A 17414-nucleotide genomic window follows, 5' to 3' on the forward strand; every position below is an offset into this window, starting at 1 on the left:
GACAAGGTGAATTCTGCATCCCTATCGGTCAGGTCGGACACGTGCATTCAGAATTGATCCAACGTCTCTCGCTCTATAGCGTGCCGCCGGCAAACCGAACCCCACCAAACAAGGACACGATATGCCAACAGGCACAGTGAAATTCTTCAACGACGACAAGGGATTTGGATTCATCACGCCGGAAAACGGTGGCCAGGATGTCTTTGTCCACGTCTCTGCCCTGCAGCAAGGCGGATCCCTTCGCGAGGGTGACAAGGTGACGTTCGAGGTCGGGCAGGATCGCAAGACCGGAAAATCGAAGGCTGAGAACGTATCGGTTCTTTGACGATCGGCGAAACACGATGGCGGGGTAACCTCTAACTCCGCCGTTTTCTTCCATCAGTTGGCGAAACGATAGGTCCCGCCCTTTTCCAACGCTCTTCGATAGGCTGGCCGGGCATGAATTCGATCGAGCCAAGCGATCGTCGCAGGGCGGGTCGAGTCTAGTCCAGCCCTCGACCGGGCGGCTTCGAGTGGGAAGCTCATCATGACATCGGCTGCCGTGAATTTCTCGCCCGCAAACCACTTTCTCGAGGCAAGCTCCGCCTCGATATAGTCCAGATGAACGTCGAGCATCGGGCGGACCCTTTTGGCCGCAAGTTTTCCAAAGAGCGGAACCTTCGACGCTACCAGCAGGGAAAAGAGGACGGGCATCACCGAACCCTCAGCGTAGTGCAGAAATTGCCGGTAGCAAAGCAGATCATCCTTGCGAGCAGGGCCTAGCCTGCCTCCACATAGGTCGACGAGATACTCGCAAATTGCGCCGGTCTCGACGAGAACGACGCGACGGTTCTTGGGGTCGATATGTTCGACAATCGGTGATTTGCCGAGGGGATGGATCCGCCTCAGCTCGTCTGGAGCGCTCATATCCTGTCGGCGTTTGTAAAAACGGATCTCATAGACGAGCCCGAGTTCCTCCAGCATCCAGAGAACACGCTGCGAGCGGCTGTTGTTGAGGTGGTGGACAATCAGCATCTTATGGCAGTCTCACGAAGCGCCCTGGTCGTTTTCTGTATCGAGGTCCTCTGGACGAATCCCTTCATCCCGAGGCGCCGTCGATCCGTTGTCTTCTTTCGCCTGCTTTACAGACCCGGCCATACCGCCGGAGTGATCGGCTGACCACGTTATCCGCAGGTCGCGACCCGTCTCATCATTCTTGTCGGTCATTTGATGCCTCCACAATTACGCCGCCAAAAGCAGCGACCAATGAGCGGGAGTAACGAGGCATAGGACCCAACGTTCCCATCCACCTCGCGCCTCTAGGCTGTGATCGGCGGATCGTCTAAAGGGGCGCGGCTAAGCCAGAGTCCTCGACGGCAGTTGCCTGTCATGGCTGGCCGCCACCACCGGCGGCGCCATAGACCTGTCCATTGGCATAGCTTGCCTTGGGGTCAGCGAGCTGCACATAGATCGATGCCAGCTCCGCCGGCTGACCAGGGCGGCCCATCGGCGTGTCGCCGCCAAAACCCTGCAGTTTTTCCATGGTAGCGCCACCTGCGACCTGCAACGGCGTCCAGATCGGACCCGGAGCGACGCCATTCACACGGATTCCTTTCGGGCCGAGCTGTTTCGCCATCGATTTCGTGAAATTCATTCCGGCGGCCTTGGTCATGGCATAGTCCACGAGGTTTGCCGACGGGTCATAGGCCTGCTCGGATGTGGTCTGGATAATCACCGATCCGGGCTTTAGATGTTTCAGAGCCGCCGTGGTCAGCCAGAACATCGCGTAAATGTTCGTTTTGATCGTCGCATCGAACGCCTCAGACGTAATGTCTGAGATCGACTGTGCCTGCTGCTGCCGGCCGGCATTGTTGACCAGCGTATCCAAGGCGCCGAGCGCACCGACCGCATCTTCGATGAGCTGTTGGCAGAAGGCCTCATCGCGCAAGTCACCCGGCAGCGCTATCCCGATGCGCCCTTCCTTTTTAATGAGGGCGATGACTTCCTGGGCATCGGCCTCTTCGTCTGGCAGATAGTTGATGGCGACATCAGCGCCTTCCCGGGCATAAGCGATCGCGGCGGCCCGCCCCATGCCTGAATCACCGCCGGTGATCAGCGCCTTCCTGCCAGCCAGCCGGCCGGAGCCGACATAGGATTGCTCGCCGTGATCCGGTTTCGGGTTCATCTCGCCTGCAAGGCCCGGAAACGGCTGCGTCTGCTTGTCAAAGGGCGGCTTGGGATATTGCGTGGTCGGGTCGATCGTCATCGATTGTTCCTCTGCTGCAGACGGCACACCGCTTACGCGGCATATGAAAAGCCCGGCGCGAAGGCCGGGCTATCAGGGGTTAGTGCTTGTGTTCAGGCATGTCTTTCAGCTGATCCTTCGTCCAGCTCGTCACGGCATGGACGTCGCCATCCTCGTCGCGCATGAACTCAAGGTCAGACAGCGGCACGGCGACAGGCTTGGCGCCGATGCCAAGGAAGCCGCCGACGTCGATGATCGCCTGCTCCGCGGCGCCTACGCCGTGGACATGATCCAGCTTTCCGACCTTGTGGTCATCAGCGCCGTAGATCGTGGCGCCCTCAAGGATTGCAGGGGTGAGCTCGGTCGGCGCAAGGCGAATGTGATTGGTATGGTCCATTGTGTTTCCTCCTTCTTATTGCTTGGACAGAGAAAACATCGTCATAGCTGATATTGTTCCGATCGCCGTTTTCCGACAAGCCGATGTTTATGACGAGCATCGACCGAGGACATCTTAGAACCCCAAACCCTCGCCCTATCTGAGGAGGTTTAGTCCTTCGAAACCTTCACCGCAGTTGCGTTACGGAGTTATGGCACAGCGTCTTCAATGATCTATGCTGCCGAACGATAGTCTGTAACAAAAAAGCCTGCCGCAGGAAGTGGTGCAGCAGGCTTCAAATGAGGTCAATAACGGCCGGGGAAGAGCCGATTGGTACCTCGTCAAAGTTCAATGCTCAGCGAGATGGTTCTTCTCAAGCGACCTCTGGCAACTCATGAATGAGCTTGTCGAGCGTGACGGGATAGTCCCGAACGCGAATACCGGTCGCATTGTATACGGCATTCGCGATTGCTGCCGAGACGCCGCAAAGGCCAAGTTCACCTACACCCTTGGCCTTCATAGGCGAAGAAATCGGGTCGGTTTCGTCCATGAAGATCACGTCCTGATGGGGTATGTCGGCATGAACGGCAACCTCATACCCGGCCAAGTCATGATTGACGAAGAAGCCGCGCCGCTTGTCGACGGACAGTTCTTCCGACAGGGCCAGCCCTGCTCCCATCGTCATGGCGCCGATGACCTGGCTGCGTGCGGTGATCGGATTGAGGATCCGGCCAGCCGCGCAGACCGCGAGCATGCGCTTCAGTCGTACTTCGCCGGTCGCGACATCGACGCCGACTTCGACGAAATGCGCGCCAAAGGTCGATTGCTGGTACGTCTTCTCAAGATCACCCCACTGCATCGTGTCTTCGCCGACAAGTCCTTCCGGCCCAGCTGCCTGGGAGAGCGGCACGACGCGGTTGTCGGAGCGTACTTCGCCGTTGGCAAATTCGATGTCCTGCGAATTGAATCCCAGCTTTTGTGCCACGGCTTCCCTGAGCTTGACGCATGCGGCATAGACGCCGGACGTCGAGGAGTTGGCACCGAATTGGCCACCGGAACCGGACGAAACCGGAAAACGAGAATCACCGAGATGAACACCAACCTTTTCCATCGGCACGCCCATCATCTCCGCTGCGGTCTGCGCCAAGATCGTGTAGCTGCCGGTGCCAATATCGGTCATGTCCGTCTCGACGGTGATGTCGCCCCTCGCATCCAGCTTAACGCGGGCGCCCGATGGCATGACGAGATTGTTGCGGAATGCGGCCGCCATGCCGAGACCGATGAACTGGCCGCCTTCGCGTTTTGTACCCGGCTTGCCGCGGGCGTTCCATCCGAATTTCTCCGCTCCAAGCGTCAGGCAGCCCACCAGGTTACGATGCGAGAAGTTACGTCCCGGCTTTTCCGGGTCCACTTGGGTGTCGTTCAGGATGCGGAATTCGACGGGATCCATGCCGAGCTTGACCGCTATTTCGTCGATTGCGATCTCAAGCGCCATGAGACCCGGTGCTTCGCCGGGCGCGCGCATCGAGTTGCCTTCCGGCAAATCAAGTGTTGCAAGCCGCATAGCCGTCATCCGGTTTTCGCCAGCGTAGAGAAGCCGTGTCTGCATGACGGCGGTTTCGGGCTGGCCGCCGGGCAGGTCGCCTGACCAGCTCTCGTGGCCGATGGCGGTGATCTTGCCGTCACGCGTGGCCCCGATGCGGATGCGCTGGATCGTTGCTGGCCTATGGGTCGCGTTATTGACGAGGAAGGGACGCGGCAACGCAACCTTAACCGGTCGACCAGCGGCTTTGGCCGCGAACGCCGCCATAACGGCGTCTGAGCGCAGGAACAGCTTGCCGCCGAACCCGCCGCCGATGAAAGGCGACATTAGATGGATTTTCTCCTTATCGATGCCGAGCGTCGTGGCGAGATCGGTCCGCCACCAGTCGATCATCTGGCTGGAGGTCCAGACCGTCAGCTCGTCACCGTTCCAGGCGGCAATCGACGCGAACGGCTCCATCATTGCATGCGATTGGTCCGGCGTGGTGTATGTCGCGTCAAGCTTAACGGCAGCATTTGCGAAGGCGCCTTCGAAATCGCCGACGCTGCTGTCGGGTTCCGTCCCACCTTCCGCCTTCGGCTTCTTGGCATCCTTGGTTGCCGTGCTCAGGTCGAAGACGCCTTCGCCGACTGCATAATCAACCTTGATCAACGCGGAGGCCGCTCGTGCCTGCTCGAATGTTGCCGCGACGACAATAGCAATCGCCTGATGATAATGCTGAACTTCATCGCCCCCGAACAAATTTGCCGTGTTCTTGGAGCCGAGATCGCGCTTGCCGACATCCAGTGCCGTAACGACGGAGATGACGCCCGGCGACTTTTTCGCGGCGGCCGTATCCATTGACCTGATCCGGCCTTTTGCGATGGACGAGCCGAGAGGGTAGCCATAGGCGTAGTCGATGTCAGGATCATGCCACTCATAGGCATATTTCGCCCGACCTGTCGTCTTCAGTTCGCCATCGATGCGATGGATGGGCTTTCCGACAACTGTGAGATTGTCGATAGGGTTGGTTGTGGCTGGCTTTTCGAACTTCATGGCTTATCCCTCGTCTCTTCGATCACGGCGGCAAGCGTTCGCTCGACGAGCGCAATCTTGAAGCGGTTGTCGTTAGTCGGCCGCGCATCGGCCATGAGCTCAGCACACGCGGCTTTAGCGCCCTTGGCCAAAGCCGCATCCGCAGCATCGACGCGCCACGGTTTAGGCGCAACGCCGCCAACGGCGACCCTTCCTGTACCGTCCGCCTGGATGATCGCACCGATCGAGACCAACGCGAATGCATAGGAGGCACGGTCACGCACCTTGCGATAAATGTGCATGCCACCCGCCGGCTTCGGCAAGGTGACCGCCGTGATCATCTCGCCCTTCTCCAGCGCCGTTTCGATATGCGGCGAGTCGCCGGGCAGATGGTGGAAGTCGGAGATCGGGATGCTGCGGTTCGTGCCATCGGGCCTGGTTGTTTCGACCACGGCGTCAAGTGCGCGCATGGCGACCGCCATGTCACTCGGATGGGTTGCGATGCAGGCCTCGCTTGTGCCGATCACACCGAGCTGTCGTGTCACTCCGCCGATCGCCGAGCATCCGCTGCCCGGCATCCGTTTGTTGCAGGATTGGGCGGTATCGTAGAAGTAGGGACAGCGTGTCCGCTGCAGAAGATTACCCGCCGTCGTCGCCTTGTTGCGAAGCTGTCCCGAAGCGCCGGCGACAAGCGCCCGCGACAGCAGTCCGTAGTCTCGCCGAACGGTTTCATGGGATGCCAGGTCTGTGTTGCGAACCATGGCGCCGATACGCAGGCCGCCCTCCGACGTGACCTCGATCTTGTCGAGACCGAGGCCGTTGACGTCGATCAGATGCGTCGGCACCTCGATTTCGAGCTTCATCAGATCCAGCAGATTCGTTCCGCCCGCAATGAACTTGGCTTCGGGATTGTTCGACGCGGACTCAGCTGCAGCGCGGACCGATTCCGCACGTTCGAAAGTGAAGGCTCTCATGCTTTGCTCCCCGCGACTTCGGTGATCGCCTCGACGATATTGGAATAGGCGCCGCATCGACAGATATTGCCGCTCATGCGTTCGCGGATCTCGGCAGACGTGACGCTGGCTTTTTCGGTCAGATCGCCGGTCACGTGGCTCGGGATATTCGCTTCGATCTCCTGAAGCACAGCGATGGAGGAACAAATCTGTCCGGGGGTGCAGTAACCGCACTGGAACCCGTCATGCTTGACGAAAGCAACCTGCATCGGATGCAGGTTGCCCGGACGGCCGTAGCCTTCGATCGTGGTGATCTCATCACCGTCATGCATCACCGCAAGCGTCAGGCAAGAGTTGATCCGCCGGCCATCCACCATGACGGTACAGGCGCCGCACTGTCCGTGGTCGCAGCCTTTCTTCGTACCGGTCAGGTGCAAGTGTTCGCGCAGCGCATCCAATAAGGTGGTGCGATTATCCAGCTCCAGCGCGTGTTCTTCGCCGTTTACCTTGAATGAAACATTCGAACTTTGCTGCATTTCATTTCCTGATATCTGGGCGTGGGCATTGCCTGCGACCGAGGCGAATGCAGCGGTAGCGGCCGACGACACAAGCAGGTCGCGGCGTGATATTTCGAACGGGCAAATTTCTATCATGAACGGCTCCGTTGGCTGTGAAGTACGGCAACCTTGCGGAAGGCTGACATGGCAAAGGTGACGATCTGTGGAGGCATGAACCGGCGCGTTCCCAAATCAGTCTCCGATCGTTGGAGGTCTGTCTTAAACCGACAGAAATTTGAAACTCGACGCTCAGATCGTTGTTCCAATCGTCTGGAAAGCAGAACAAAACAAATTCGTGATCGGCAGGAGACATCGCCATTGCACCGAGCATGCCAATGAGATGAAAAAACAGCGGTCTGCGTGCTCCTCGTGGCGGGTGCACTTCAGGTGAACGAGCGCGACCGGAAAGCCGCGCCGCGAAACATCATTTCGATTGCGGAATGATGCTGATCATTTCGTCTTCGGACGGCTCTTTCGCTGGCTTTAGTTTCAGAGCCTGCTCGGGCTGAACCTGCTTTGATCGCCGAGCCGGCGGCAATACGACAGTCTCGCCTGTCTTCAGAGACTGCTCGACAGCCGCAAGCACCCGCATATCCATAAGACCCTCCTCGCCATCGGCTTCCGGATCGGTGCCTTTGAGGATGCAGTCAGAGAAATATTGCGTCTCGTTACCAAACTGCTCAACCGGGTCGAAGCTGTGCGTTTTCTCCCCGTCGTCCGTCTTTTCCACATAGGAAATACCAATGCTCGGACCGAACATGAAGCAGGGCGACGCGACGATGGTCGCCTTTGTCCCCACAAGCGTGAAGCTCTCGGCGGAGGCCGTAGCATAGCTGACCGTGAACTGCGCGCTCCGCTTGCTTGGAAAGCGAAGTGTCACGGCGACGGTATCATGGAAATCGAAACCACGGTCGGCGGCCTTTGTGCCGACGGCATGGACCGCCACCGGTTCTTCGCCGAACAGATTGCGAACTGCATTCAAAGGATACGTACCCATGTCGGGGACGGGGCCACCCCAATAGCCGTTGTGACCGCGAGAGTTTTCCTCGGCAACATTTTGCGCGAACGTCGATGTGAAGGCCCGCAGATCTCCGAACTCGCCATTTCGCGCTCGTGTGATCATCTGGACGGTCGCTGGCTCATGGTGCAGGCGGTAGGCGATCATCAACTTGGCGGCACTGGTAGTCGAAGCCTCAAGGATTTTCTCTGCATCCTCGACGCTTGCAGCCATCGGCTTTTCCAGGAGGACATGAATGCCGGCCGCCAAGGCATCGACCGCAAGGTAAGTGTGGTGTGCGTTCGGGGTCGCGATATAGACGGCATCAATTTCGCCAGAGCTGAGAAGCTGTCCATAATCGTCGTAGGACCAGGCTTTGATGCCGTAGCGACTGGCGAGCTTGTCCGCTTTCACCGGATCGCCGGTCACAAGCGCTGCAAGCTGTGAATTATTCGTTTGGCCGATACCGGGCATGAACGCCTGTTGCGAAATCTGGCCGCTGCCCACCACTGCGTAGCGAACTTTCTTTGAAACTGAAGTCATGATTTTCCGATTACGTGATTGACGTCTCTTGAGATCCTTCGCGATGACCGCGACAGACCCTGGCCAAATGCCTCATATGCCAAACGGTTCCCGATGCTGACATTGCTTTTGCTGCACCGCAGCATCACCAAGGCAGCTTGCAAGCTGCACTCATCGGCGAGCAACTGGGTGTATTGCGAACTGCAGCGGCTTAGATCCGGCGGCTAGATAGAATGAGCATTGCAACCTGAGGCAATCGCACCGACTTTCTCGTCAATCCGTCTGCAAATGGCGCTGGATATATCAGACACATGCTCGGCTAATTGTCTGAAACTTTTTCCCGTTTCAGAGCTTTCTGCTCACGACCTGCAGACAGCAGCGCAGTGGAGCAAAATGAATGACGAAAGCACTCGGCTGTGCCACCAAGCATTCCTACAGCCGGCTGAAGCCGCTCGAATTCGAATGCCAGGAACCGGGCGCCAGCGACGTCGAGATCGACATCGTCTATTGTGGTGTCTGCCATTCCGACGTGCATCAAGCCGAAAACGACTGGGGAAACACCGTCTATCCCTGCATGCCAGGCCACGAGATTGTCGGACGTGTTACCAAGGTCGGCACCAGTGTTACGCGCCATGCGGTCGGTGACCTGGTCGGCGTCGGATGCATGATCGACAGTTGTCGCGAATGTGAATCTTGCCGCAACCACGAAGAACAATATTGCGAGGGGCCGAACTCGTGGCTCGCCACATATAACGGCCCAATGAAACCGGCCGCGATGGCAAAGACCGGGCAGAACTCTTATGGCCGCGACAACACCTTTGGCGGTTATTCAACGACGATCGTCGTCAGCCAAGATTTCGTCCTCAAGATCCCCGCCTCCATCCCGATCGAAGCCGCGGCACCCATTCTGTGCGCCGGTGTGACGACCTACTCGCCGATGAAGCATTGGGGCATCAAATCCGGCCAGACGGTCGGTATCGTCGGCTTCGGCGGCCTCGGCGACATGGCCGTGAAAATCGCCAAAGCGATGGGTGCGGATGTCACCGTCTTCACGACTACGAAGGAGAAAGTCGAAGAGGCACGCCGGCTTGGGGTTAAGGCGGTGGTCGAAACCGATAGCGATGCCCTTGCGGACCTCGAGGCAGTCTTTGATTTTATCCTCTCCACCATCCCGGAAAAGCACAAGGTCGACACGTTCACCCCGCTGCTCAAGCGCGACGGCACCTATGTCGCGGTGGGCGCTTTGGCCACCATGCCGGGTTATGACAACCAGGCAATGATCATGGGGCGGAAAAAGCTGGCCGGCTCGCTGATCGGTTCGATCGCAGAAACCCAGGAGATTTTGGACTTCTGTGCGGAACATCGCATCGCGCCGGATGTTCAGGTCATCCCGATCCAGGAGATCAACGAGGCCTATAAGAAGATCAAGAAAGGCGATGTGCGGTTCCGCTACGTGATCGACACCGCCAGCCTGCGCGAGGAAATGGCGAACGCCTGATAAGCGCAGCCACACACGACCTTTCAATCAAGGAGCTCGATATATGTCCACGTCCGCACCGGTCAGATATTCGCCCAATCTCGAAACCATCAGTTCCGACGAAGCCGAAACCGTTTCCGGCCTCATCGACCAGTTCGACATCATCCTGCAAAAGACCGCCGAAGATTACGGTCATGCCGTTCGGTCCGTGCATGCCAAAGCGCATGGCATCATCGAAGGCAGGATGACGGTCCGGGAGGGGCTGCCACCGGAACTTGCCCAGGGCCTGTTCGCCAAACCCGGCCAATATCCGGTCTATATGCGGCTTTCCACCAATGCCGGCGATATCCTTCCCGACGCGATCGCGCTGCCGCGCGGGCTCGCATTGAAAGTCGTCGGCACCGATGGGCTTCGTCTTCCCGACGCCGATGGCGACACGCAGGACTTCGTCATGGTCAACGGCCCGGTATTCCAGGCGCCTAATCCTGAAAAGTTCCTATCCAGTTTGAAGCTGCTGGCGCGCACGACTGACAGGATGGAGGGCACCAAGACCGTGATGTCGAGCGTGTTGCAGACGGTCAACAAAGGCCTCGAAGCCGTCGGGGTCGCCAGCCCGACCGTGCAGTCGCTCGGCGGTGCGCCGAATGTCGATCCGCTCGGCGAGACCTATTTCAGCGTCACGCCATTTCGATACGGGGATTATGTCGCGAAATTTCGCCTGAAGCCCGTATCTTCCGACCTCACCAAGCGCACCGGTACCGAGATCGATGCCAGCGTTCGCGAGGATGCGATCCGCGAAACCGTCCAGGCCGAGATGCAGGATACGGTCGGCGAATGGGAATTCCAGGTGCAGCTCTGTCGTGACATCGAAGCCCAGCCGATCGAGGACCCGATAGTGGAATGGAAGGAAGACGAGGCACCCTTCGTCACGGTCGCGACGGTCACCGCCGGGCCGCAGGATAGCTGGAGCGACGCCAAGGTTCAAAAGGTCGATGAGGAGATGCGGTTCAGCGTCTGGACCGGCCTTGCGGATCACCAGCCGCTGGGCAGCATCAACCGCGCCCGCAAGGACACCTACCTGCACTCCGCGCAGTTCCGGGCGAAGTTCAACGGCTGTCCGTTTCACGAGCCACGCCAGTAGTCTCATCGGTCATCCGCGGGCTCTGCCGCCTTTGGCAGAGCCCGCCATCCCCATCCCTCAATTGGAATTCACCGATGGCAGACACGATCCCCAACCCAGAATCCGAGGGCCCCTCCGGCGGCTGGGGCTCGGTCAAGTCCATCGCGCGCATCTATGGCGACACCAGGCCACCTGCAGCCGTGGTGGAGACGCTGGCGCGGCAGAACAAGCCCGGCGGCTTCATGTGCGTCTCCTGCGCCTGGCCGAAGCCGGTGAACTATCACCCGTTCGAGTTTTGCGAGAACGGGGCCAAAGCAACGCTTTCCGATCTGACCAGCGCCCGGTGCACACCCGACTTCTTTCACGATCATACAGTCGAGGAACTGCGGTCATGGAAGGATTACGATCTTGAGCAGACCGGTCGGCTGACTCATCCCTTGCGCTACGATGCCGGAACCGATCGATATGTCGAGGTCAACTGGACAGAGGCCTTCGAAAAGATCGGCGTGACTTTGAAAGCGCTGCCGCGAGAGAGCGTGGTCTTCTACTCATCCGGCCATGCCGGGCTGGAAGCATCCTACCTCTACGGGCTGCTCGCCCGCGTCTTTGGCAACAACAACTTGCCGCAAAGCTCCAACATGTGCCACGAAACGACTTCGGTCGGGCTGAACAAGGTGATCGGGTCACCTGTCGGCACGATCGTCTGGGACGACCTGGAAAAGGCCGACGCCTTCTTCTTCTTCGGTCAGAACCCCGGTTCGAACAGTCCACGCTTCCTCCATCCGCTGCAGGAGGCGAAAAAGCGCGGTGCGCGCATCGTCACCTTCAATCCGGTCGTCGAGCAGGGACTAGTCTCATTCGTCAATCCGCAGAGCCCGGTCGACATGTTGACGGGTCACGAGACGCAGATCTCCGACGAGTATCTCCAGGTTCAAGCCGGCGGCGACATCGCTGCCATCCTCGGGCTTTGCAAGGTCGTCGTCGAAGCTGACGACAAGGCGGTCGCCGCGGGCGCCAAGCGCGTGGTCGACATCGACTTCATCGATGAGCACACGACCGGCCTGGAGACATTCATCTCGCTGGTCCGGCAGACGACCTGGGCAGAGATCGAGCGCGAGAGCGGCCTGGGTGAGCCAGCCATCCGCCGCGCCGGCGAGATCTACATCGCATCGGAACGGGTCATCGGCGTCTATGGCATGGGCCTGACGCAACATAGCCAGGGCGCGCTCAATGTCGCCATGGTGGTGAACCTTCTGCTTCTGCGCGGCAATATCGGCCGGGAGGGTGCCGGATGCTGTCCGGTCCGGGGGCACTCGAATGTCCAGGGCCAGCGGACCGTTGGAATAGCCGAGAAGACGAAGCTCATCCCTATGGACAAGCTGAAGCAGTTGTTCGACTTCGACCCGCCGATGAAAGACGGAACGACGATCGTGGATGCGGTGAAGGGCTTGATGGCCGGCGAGATCAAGGCATTCATTTCCCTTGGTGGCAATCTGGTCCGCGCCGTTCCGGAACAGAAGGAAATGGAAAAGGCCTGGGCAAAACAGGAACTGACGGTGGTGGTGTCCACGAAGCTCAACCGCAGCCACCTGTTTCCGGCGAAGAATGCCTATATCCTGCCTTGCCTGTCACGCGCGGAAATCGATGATCAGGCGACAGGAAATCAAGCCGTTTCCACCGAGGACAGCTTCTCTCATATTTCTGGCTCGATCGGTAAACGCACGCCCGCGTCCGAGCACCTGAAAAGCGAGCTGGCGATCGTGACCGGGATTGCCAAAGCGACCCTCGAGCCCAACCCGAAGCTGAAATGGGACGAATGGGAGGGCGACTACAGTCTGGTGCGCCAACTGATCGAGTTCACCTACCCCAAGGATTTTGAAGGCTACAATGACCGCCTCTTCCAGCCGGGTGGTTTCTACCGCGGCAACGATGCCCACGAACGTGTGTGGAATACGCAAGAGAAAAAGGCGGTGTTCACCACGCCAAAGCAACTGAACGCCTTGTCGTTCGCGGATGCCGACGGCCGGTTTCGGTTGATCACCATGCGCTCCAACGACCAGTTCAACACGACAATCTATGGCTACTCCGATCGTTTCCGCGGCATCGAGGGAACGCGGGACGTCGTGTTGATGAGCAAGTCCGACATCGATGCCACCGGGCTGGTCGAAGGACAGATGGTGACGCTGGTCAGCGATTTCGGCGATGGGATCCGCCGAGAGCTTGCTGGCCTGACTGTCAGGGCGCATAACCTGCCGAACGGGACGATTGGTGCTTATTACCCGGAAGCCAATGTGCTGAACGCCATCGACCATCACGATGAGCTGTCAAAGACGCCGGCTTCCAAAGCCATCCCGGTTCGGATCGAGGTTCAATAAGATCAACGACTTCGCTGGGATGAAGAACCCGTTCCAATTTTCGTCCTTCACCCAGCGGCGGGAACGTTTCGGGCGCGCGTTTTGTTTGTGTTCATACCGGCCTTGTATATTTGACATACTGCAATAACTCGCCGTGACCAGTGCCCGCTCAATAGGAACCAAATGACCTCGCATATTAGTCCCCAGACAGATATTTTCCAGTTCCTGGGGCATAGTGGCGAGGTTTCCGGAATCATCCGAACCTTCGACTGGGCATCGACCCCGCTCGGGAACGTAACCACTTGGCCGCAATCACTGAAAACGGCGACTGCGCTGCTTTTGCAGTCTCCCGTTCCGATCGTGATGCTCTGGGGCGAAGAGGGCGTGATGATCTACAATGACGCCTATTCGGGGTTTGCGGGCCATCGTCATCCGAAACTGTTTGGGTCGAATGTGCGTGAAGGCTGGTCTGAGATCGCCGACTTCAACGATAACGTCATGAAGGTCGGCTTGTCGGGCAGGACGCTCGCCTATCGTGACCAGGAATTGACACTTCATCGCAATGGCATTCCTGAACAGGTTTGGATGGATCTCGATTACTCGCCGGTTATCGACGAAAGCGGCAAGCCGGCGGGCGTCATCGCCATCGTTGTCGAAACGACAGAGCGGGTGCTGGCCGAGCGAAGAAACCGCGAAGAATCCCAACGTCTGCAGGATCTCTTCGAGCAAGCCCCAACTTTCATGGCGATGGTCAGTGGGCCAGATCATCGCTTTGTCATGATCAACCCCGAATACCGGCGGGTGATCGGCGGACGGCATGTCGAAGGGCGTTCGTTTGCAGAAGCACTCCCCGAGATTGCGGAGCAAGGTTATGCCGCCCTTCTGGATGAGGTATTCCAGTCCGGCGCAACAGTTCGGAGAATGTCCGAGCGGGTGCTGTTTCGGTGGTCGGAAGGCGGACCGATGGAAGAGCGTTTCGTCGACTTCGTCTATCAGCCCATCCGGGACGAGTCCGGCATGGTCACAAGCATTTTCATCCAGGGCTCTGATGTCACTGAGCGCGTGCGCGCCGAAAACCACCAGAAGCTCCTGATCAACGAGCTGAACCACCGCGTCAAAAACACGCTCGCCTCGATCCAGTCGCTCGTCTCGCAGACGCTACGCGGCCCGCAAACCAAAGAGGAAGCATCGTCGGCGATTACCGCGCGCATCTTGGCTCTCTCGCGTGCCCATAACATTCTCACCGACGAGAACTGGGATGGCGCTGATCTCGAGACGATGATCGCCAGTTCGCTTGAGACCTTCCAGCAGCCAGGGCGCGGCACCATTAACATTGCAGGGCCCAAGCTTCGTGTCGGTCCGCATGCGGCCCTGTCGATTGCTCTTGCGATCCATGAACTCGAATCGAACGCCTTCAAGTTTGGAGCCCTCTCGGTTAGCAACGGCAGCGTTGCTATAGAGTGGTCAATCTCGGCAGATGGCGCGTTCGTACTCACCTGGACTGAGCAGGGTGGCCCAGCGGTCGGAACAGGAAATCGCCAGGGGTTCGGGTCAAGGCTGCTGCTTAGGGTGCTGCCGATTGAGCTGAGCGGAAGCGCCGCTCTGGACTATCGACCGAGCGGTATCGCATTCACGCTTCGAACCAGCCTGGACGCGATCAGCGATCGCCCAGCGGTGGAAGGCGCGTAATGGCCAGGATCCTGATCGTCGAGGACGAAATGCTGGTCGCAATGCTCATCGAGGACACGGTGCTCGACCTTGGTCATCAGGTCATCGGGCCGGCGATGCGGCTCGAAACGGCGATGAGCGTGGCGGCAAGCGAAGATATCGACTTTGCCATCCTCGACATCAACCTCGCTGGAAAACAGTCGTTCCCTGTCGCGGATCAACTCACGGAACGGGGCATCCCGTTCATGTTTGCCAGTGGTTACGGCGCGGCGGGGTTGGCCGATCCGTATCGGGAAGCCGCTATTTTGCAGAAGCCATTCTCGCCCGAGCAGATCGCCAGCGCTCTGAGCCGGCGTCTCCCCTGCTGATCAACTGTCTATGGGTTGCGTCTCGATATCGGAGAACTTGGCGACAAAGCTAAGCAGCAATCCTTCAGGGTTGTAGGCGACACTGACCGAGCCGAGGGCCCCGAGGCTGGACTTGATCAGCCTAGATCCGAACCCGACCCGTTCAGGCGCTACAATCGTCGGGCCACCAACTTCCCGCCATGTAAAGTCGAGATGATTAACCCCGTCGATCGACTTGATAGCCCATGCGATCTCCACCTGTCCGGTCGTGTTCGACAGCGCGCCGTATTTGACAGCATTGGTCAGCAGCTCATGGGTCACCAGCCCGAGCGACAGTGCCGCCTGCGGTGCAAGCGATACTGGTGGACCGGAAACAACGAGACGATCATTGTCTTCCATGCCGATATTGCTGGCCGTCATCTCGACAACATCACGGATCGAGGCGCTGACCCAGTTCGACTGCATGAGGACATCATGCGCTTTCGACAACGCACCGATCCGCGACTGAAGTTTTTCGCCAGCCTCTTGCATGCTGCTGGCTCCCCTCAACGACTGAGTGGCGATCGACTGGACGACCGCCAGCGTGTTTTTCACCCGGTGCGCCAGTTCATGCATGAGCAGACGTTGTGTTTCCTCGGCCTGCTTTCTTTCGGTGATTTCCACCGATGCCCCGGAAAACCGGACCGGTTTGCCAATATCATCATGGATCAGCCGTCCGCGCGCATGGACCCATCGAACCCCGCCGTCCGGCTGCAGGATGCGATACTCGTTAGAGAAGCTTTCCTGCCCCACAAATAGCCGGTCGAGTTCGGCTTGGAACTCCGGCATGTCGTCCGGATGGAAATTCTTGATATAGTCTTCGAGCGGCGCACCAGCTGCGGCCCGCTCGGGCGCCACCGTATAGATTTCCGCGAAATTGGGGTCGGCGTAGATCAGGTTGGTTTCAAGATCCCAGTCCCAGATGCCGACCATGCTGGAGGCGCCGAGCGCGAGGCTGAGCCGCTCTTCACTTCGACCGAGCTGTTCCTCGACGCGCTTTATATCGCTGATATCGAGGGAAATACCCGACATTGCAGTCACGCGGCCGTCTTTGTCGACCAAGGGCTGACCACGAACCAGTAGCCATGCAGTCTCGTCGTCACGCTGAATGCGGTACTGGATATCGAACTCGCCACCGCTATCGACCGCCGTTTGCATGGCTGCCTGCAGACCCTTGCGATCATCAGGAAGGATCGCCTCCAGGACGCCGTCATAGGTCAGTGTCCGGTCTGGAGGACATCCGTAGTTCTGCTTGCAGATATCAGAGCATTCCATGTCACCGGTCAGAAGGTCGAGATGCCAGTAGCCGAGACGACCAGCGGTCAGGGTCAGCCGCAACCGCCGCTCGTTCTCCGCAGCAATTTCTTCGGCGACCCTTGTCGCCGTGATGTCGCGTGAGACCGACAATATCCGTTCTGGCTTTCCGTCCGGCCCGAACATCGGCGAGACCTGCACGTCCCACCATTTTCCGGTCCCCTTCATCGTGTTGGCAAACCCGATAAATCGAGCGCTTTCGCCCGCTCTGGCGGAGGCTACCGCCGCCTTGGCCGCAGTATTTCCGTCAAGCTGCCAGAAGTCTGGCCAAGGGCAACCGGCGATCTTGTTGAAGTCATCGACCTCCATGACGCGCATCCCGCCTTCCGACATGAATGTCAGGTTGGCGTCGAGGTCGAGGACCTTGATGCAATCGTCGGAGGAAAACAGAACCTTGTGCATGAATTCGGCGTCGGCGCGTCGGCGCTCTTCTTCCTGCCTTTGTGTCGTACGGTCGCGAAGAACCTTGATGAAACCATGCACCGCATCGTTCTCGTCGCGCAAAGCCATCATTTCGCCGGAGGCCCAGAAACGGGTTCCATCCTGTCGGATATGCCAGCGCTCGTCGTTGCCGCGGCCTTTGCCGAGAGCCGAAGCCATTTCTTTTTCCGGAACTCCGTCTGCGCGATCTTCCGGGGTGAAGAAGATATCGGCAGGCTTGCCAAGCATCTCTTCCTCGTCCCAGCCGAGGATCAGCCGCGCACCCTCGTTCCATGTCGTGACCCGGCCATCACGATCCATCGAGATGATGGCGTAGTCGATCGCGCTGTCGATAATCGATTGGAGCAGCCGCTCCCGAGGCAAGGAAGGATGGTCCGAGATCAATTGGCATCTCCTCTCGACCGGGCCCCGGCGCGAGCGTCCTCAACGGATGGTGCAACTATGTCCGCTCTCTCCGACATGGCCTGG

The 17414-nt window shown here is 58.8% G+C and carries 15 protein-coding genes; 6 read left to right on the forward strand and 9 right to left on the reverse strand.

Annotated features, from left to right (window positions below; all coding sequences use genetic code 11):
* Positions 1-121 precede the first annotated feature (121 nt).
* The gene (locus AC0JZ4_RS25250) at positions 122-325 is read left to right on the forward strand and encodes a cold-shock protein (protein WP_112456456.1); all 204 of its coding nucleotides are present in this window, start codon (positions 122-124) and stop codon (positions 323-325) included.
* Positions 326-378: 53 nt separating this feature from the next.
* Here AC0JZ4_RS25250 and AC0JZ4_RS25255 read toward each other — a convergent pair whose 3' ends face one another.
* The 8 genes from AC0JZ4_RS25255 to AC0JZ4_RS25290 all read right to left on the reverse strand — a co-directional run bounded on the left by AC0JZ4_RS25255 (position 379) and on the right by AC0JZ4_RS25290 (position 8207).
* Positions 379-1014, reverse strand: coding sequence for a glutathione S-transferase (locus AC0JZ4_RS25255; protein WP_112456457.1), 636 nt, complete (start codon positions 1012-1014; stop codon positions 379-381).
* Between the two features lie 12 nt (positions 1015-1026).
* Positions 1027-1206, reverse strand: coding sequence for a hypothetical protein (locus AC0JZ4_RS25260; protein ID WP_112456458.1), 180 nt, complete (start codon positions 1204-1206; stop codon positions 1027-1029).
* Between the two features lie 160 nt (positions 1207-1366).
* A complete protein-coding gene (locus tag AC0JZ4_RS25265; RefSeq protein ID WP_471889274.1) occupies positions 1367-2245 on the reverse strand; it encodes an SDR family oxidoreductase in 879 nt (292 codons plus the stop codon).
* A gap of 79 nt (positions 2246-2324) precedes the next feature.
* Complete coding sequence (locus tag AC0JZ4_RS25270; protein ID WP_112456460.1) at positions 2325-2621, reverse strand: PRC-barrel domain-containing protein; 297 nt, start codon at positions 2619-2621, stop codon at positions 2325-2327.
* 352 nt (positions 2622-2973) lie between these two features.
* Positions 2974-5178 carry an aldehyde oxidoreductase molybdenum-binding subunit PaoC gene (paoC, locus tag AC0JZ4_RS25275; RefSeq protein WP_112456461.1) on the reverse strand — a complete coding sequence of 735 codons (2205 nt, stop codon included), beginning with the start codon at positions 5176-5178 and terminating at the stop codon, positions 2974-2976.
* The gene (locus tag AC0JZ4_RS25280) at positions 5175-6131 is read right to left on the reverse strand and encodes an FAD binding domain-containing protein (RefSeq protein WP_471889275.1); all 957 of its coding nucleotides are present in this window, start codon (positions 6129-6131) and stop codon (positions 5175-5177) included. The genes paoC and AC0JZ4_RS25280 overlap by 4 nt, the downstream gene beginning before the upstream one ends.
* A complete protein-coding gene (gene paoA / locus AC0JZ4_RS25285) occupies positions 6128-6763 on the reverse strand; it encodes an aldehyde dehydrogenase iron-sulfur subunit PaoA (RefSeq protein WP_112456463.1) in 636 nt (211 codons plus the stop codon). The genes AC0JZ4_RS25280 and paoA overlap by 4 nt, the downstream gene beginning before the upstream one ends.
* Before the next feature lie 328 nt (positions 6764-7091).
* Positions 7092-8207, reverse strand: coding sequence for a Gfo/Idh/MocA family protein (locus AC0JZ4_RS25290; RefSeq protein WP_112456464.1), 1116 nt, complete (start codon positions 8205-8207; stop codon positions 7092-7094).
* A 376-nt stretch (positions 8208-8583) separates the two neighbouring features.
* Here AC0JZ4_RS25290 and AC0JZ4_RS25295 point away from each other — a divergent pair, with 376 nt between their 5' ends.
* The 5 genes from AC0JZ4_RS25295 to AC0JZ4_RS25315 all read left to right on the forward strand — a co-directional run bounded on the left by AC0JZ4_RS25295 (position 8584) and on the right by AC0JZ4_RS25315 (position 15173).
* On the forward strand, positions 8584-9684 hold the full coding sequence (locus AC0JZ4_RS25295; RefSeq protein ID WP_471889276.1) for an NAD(P)-dependent alcohol dehydrogenase: 1101 nt from the start codon (positions 8584-8586) through the stop codon (positions 9682-9684).
* A gap of 43 nt (positions 9685-9727) precedes the next feature.
* The gene (locus AC0JZ4_RS25300; RefSeq protein WP_471889277.1) at positions 9728-10804 is read left to right on the forward strand and encodes a catalase family protein; all 1077 of its coding nucleotides are present in this window, start codon (positions 9728-9730) and stop codon (positions 10802-10804) included.
* A gap of 74 nt (positions 10805-10878) precedes the next feature.
* Complete coding sequence (locus tag AC0JZ4_RS25305; RefSeq protein ID WP_471889278.1) at positions 10879-13158, forward strand: FdhF/YdeP family oxidoreductase; 2280 nt, start codon at positions 10879-10881, stop codon at positions 13156-13158.
* 162 nt (positions 13159-13320) lie between these two features.
* A complete protein-coding gene (locus AC0JZ4_RS25310; RefSeq protein ID WP_471889279.1) occupies positions 13321-14826 on the forward strand; it encodes a sensor histidine kinase in 1506 nt (501 codons plus the stop codon).
* Positions 14826-15173 (forward strand): response regulator, encoded by a 348-nt coding sequence (locus AC0JZ4_RS25315; protein WP_112456468.1) that lies wholly within the window; start codon positions 14826-14828, stop codon positions 15171-15173. The genes AC0JZ4_RS25310 and AC0JZ4_RS25315 overlap by 1 nt, the downstream gene beginning before the upstream one ends.
* Here the strand turns inward: AC0JZ4_RS25315 and AC0JZ4_RS25320 are convergent, their stop codons facing one another.
* Positions 15174-17330, reverse strand: coding sequence for a PAS domain-containing sensor histidine kinase (locus AC0JZ4_RS25320; protein WP_471889280.1), 2157 nt, complete (start codon positions 17328-17330; stop codon positions 15174-15176).
* Positions 17331-17414: the final 84 nt, after the last annotated feature.

It is taken from the genome of [Rhizobium] kunmingense, from assembly GCF_977018605.1.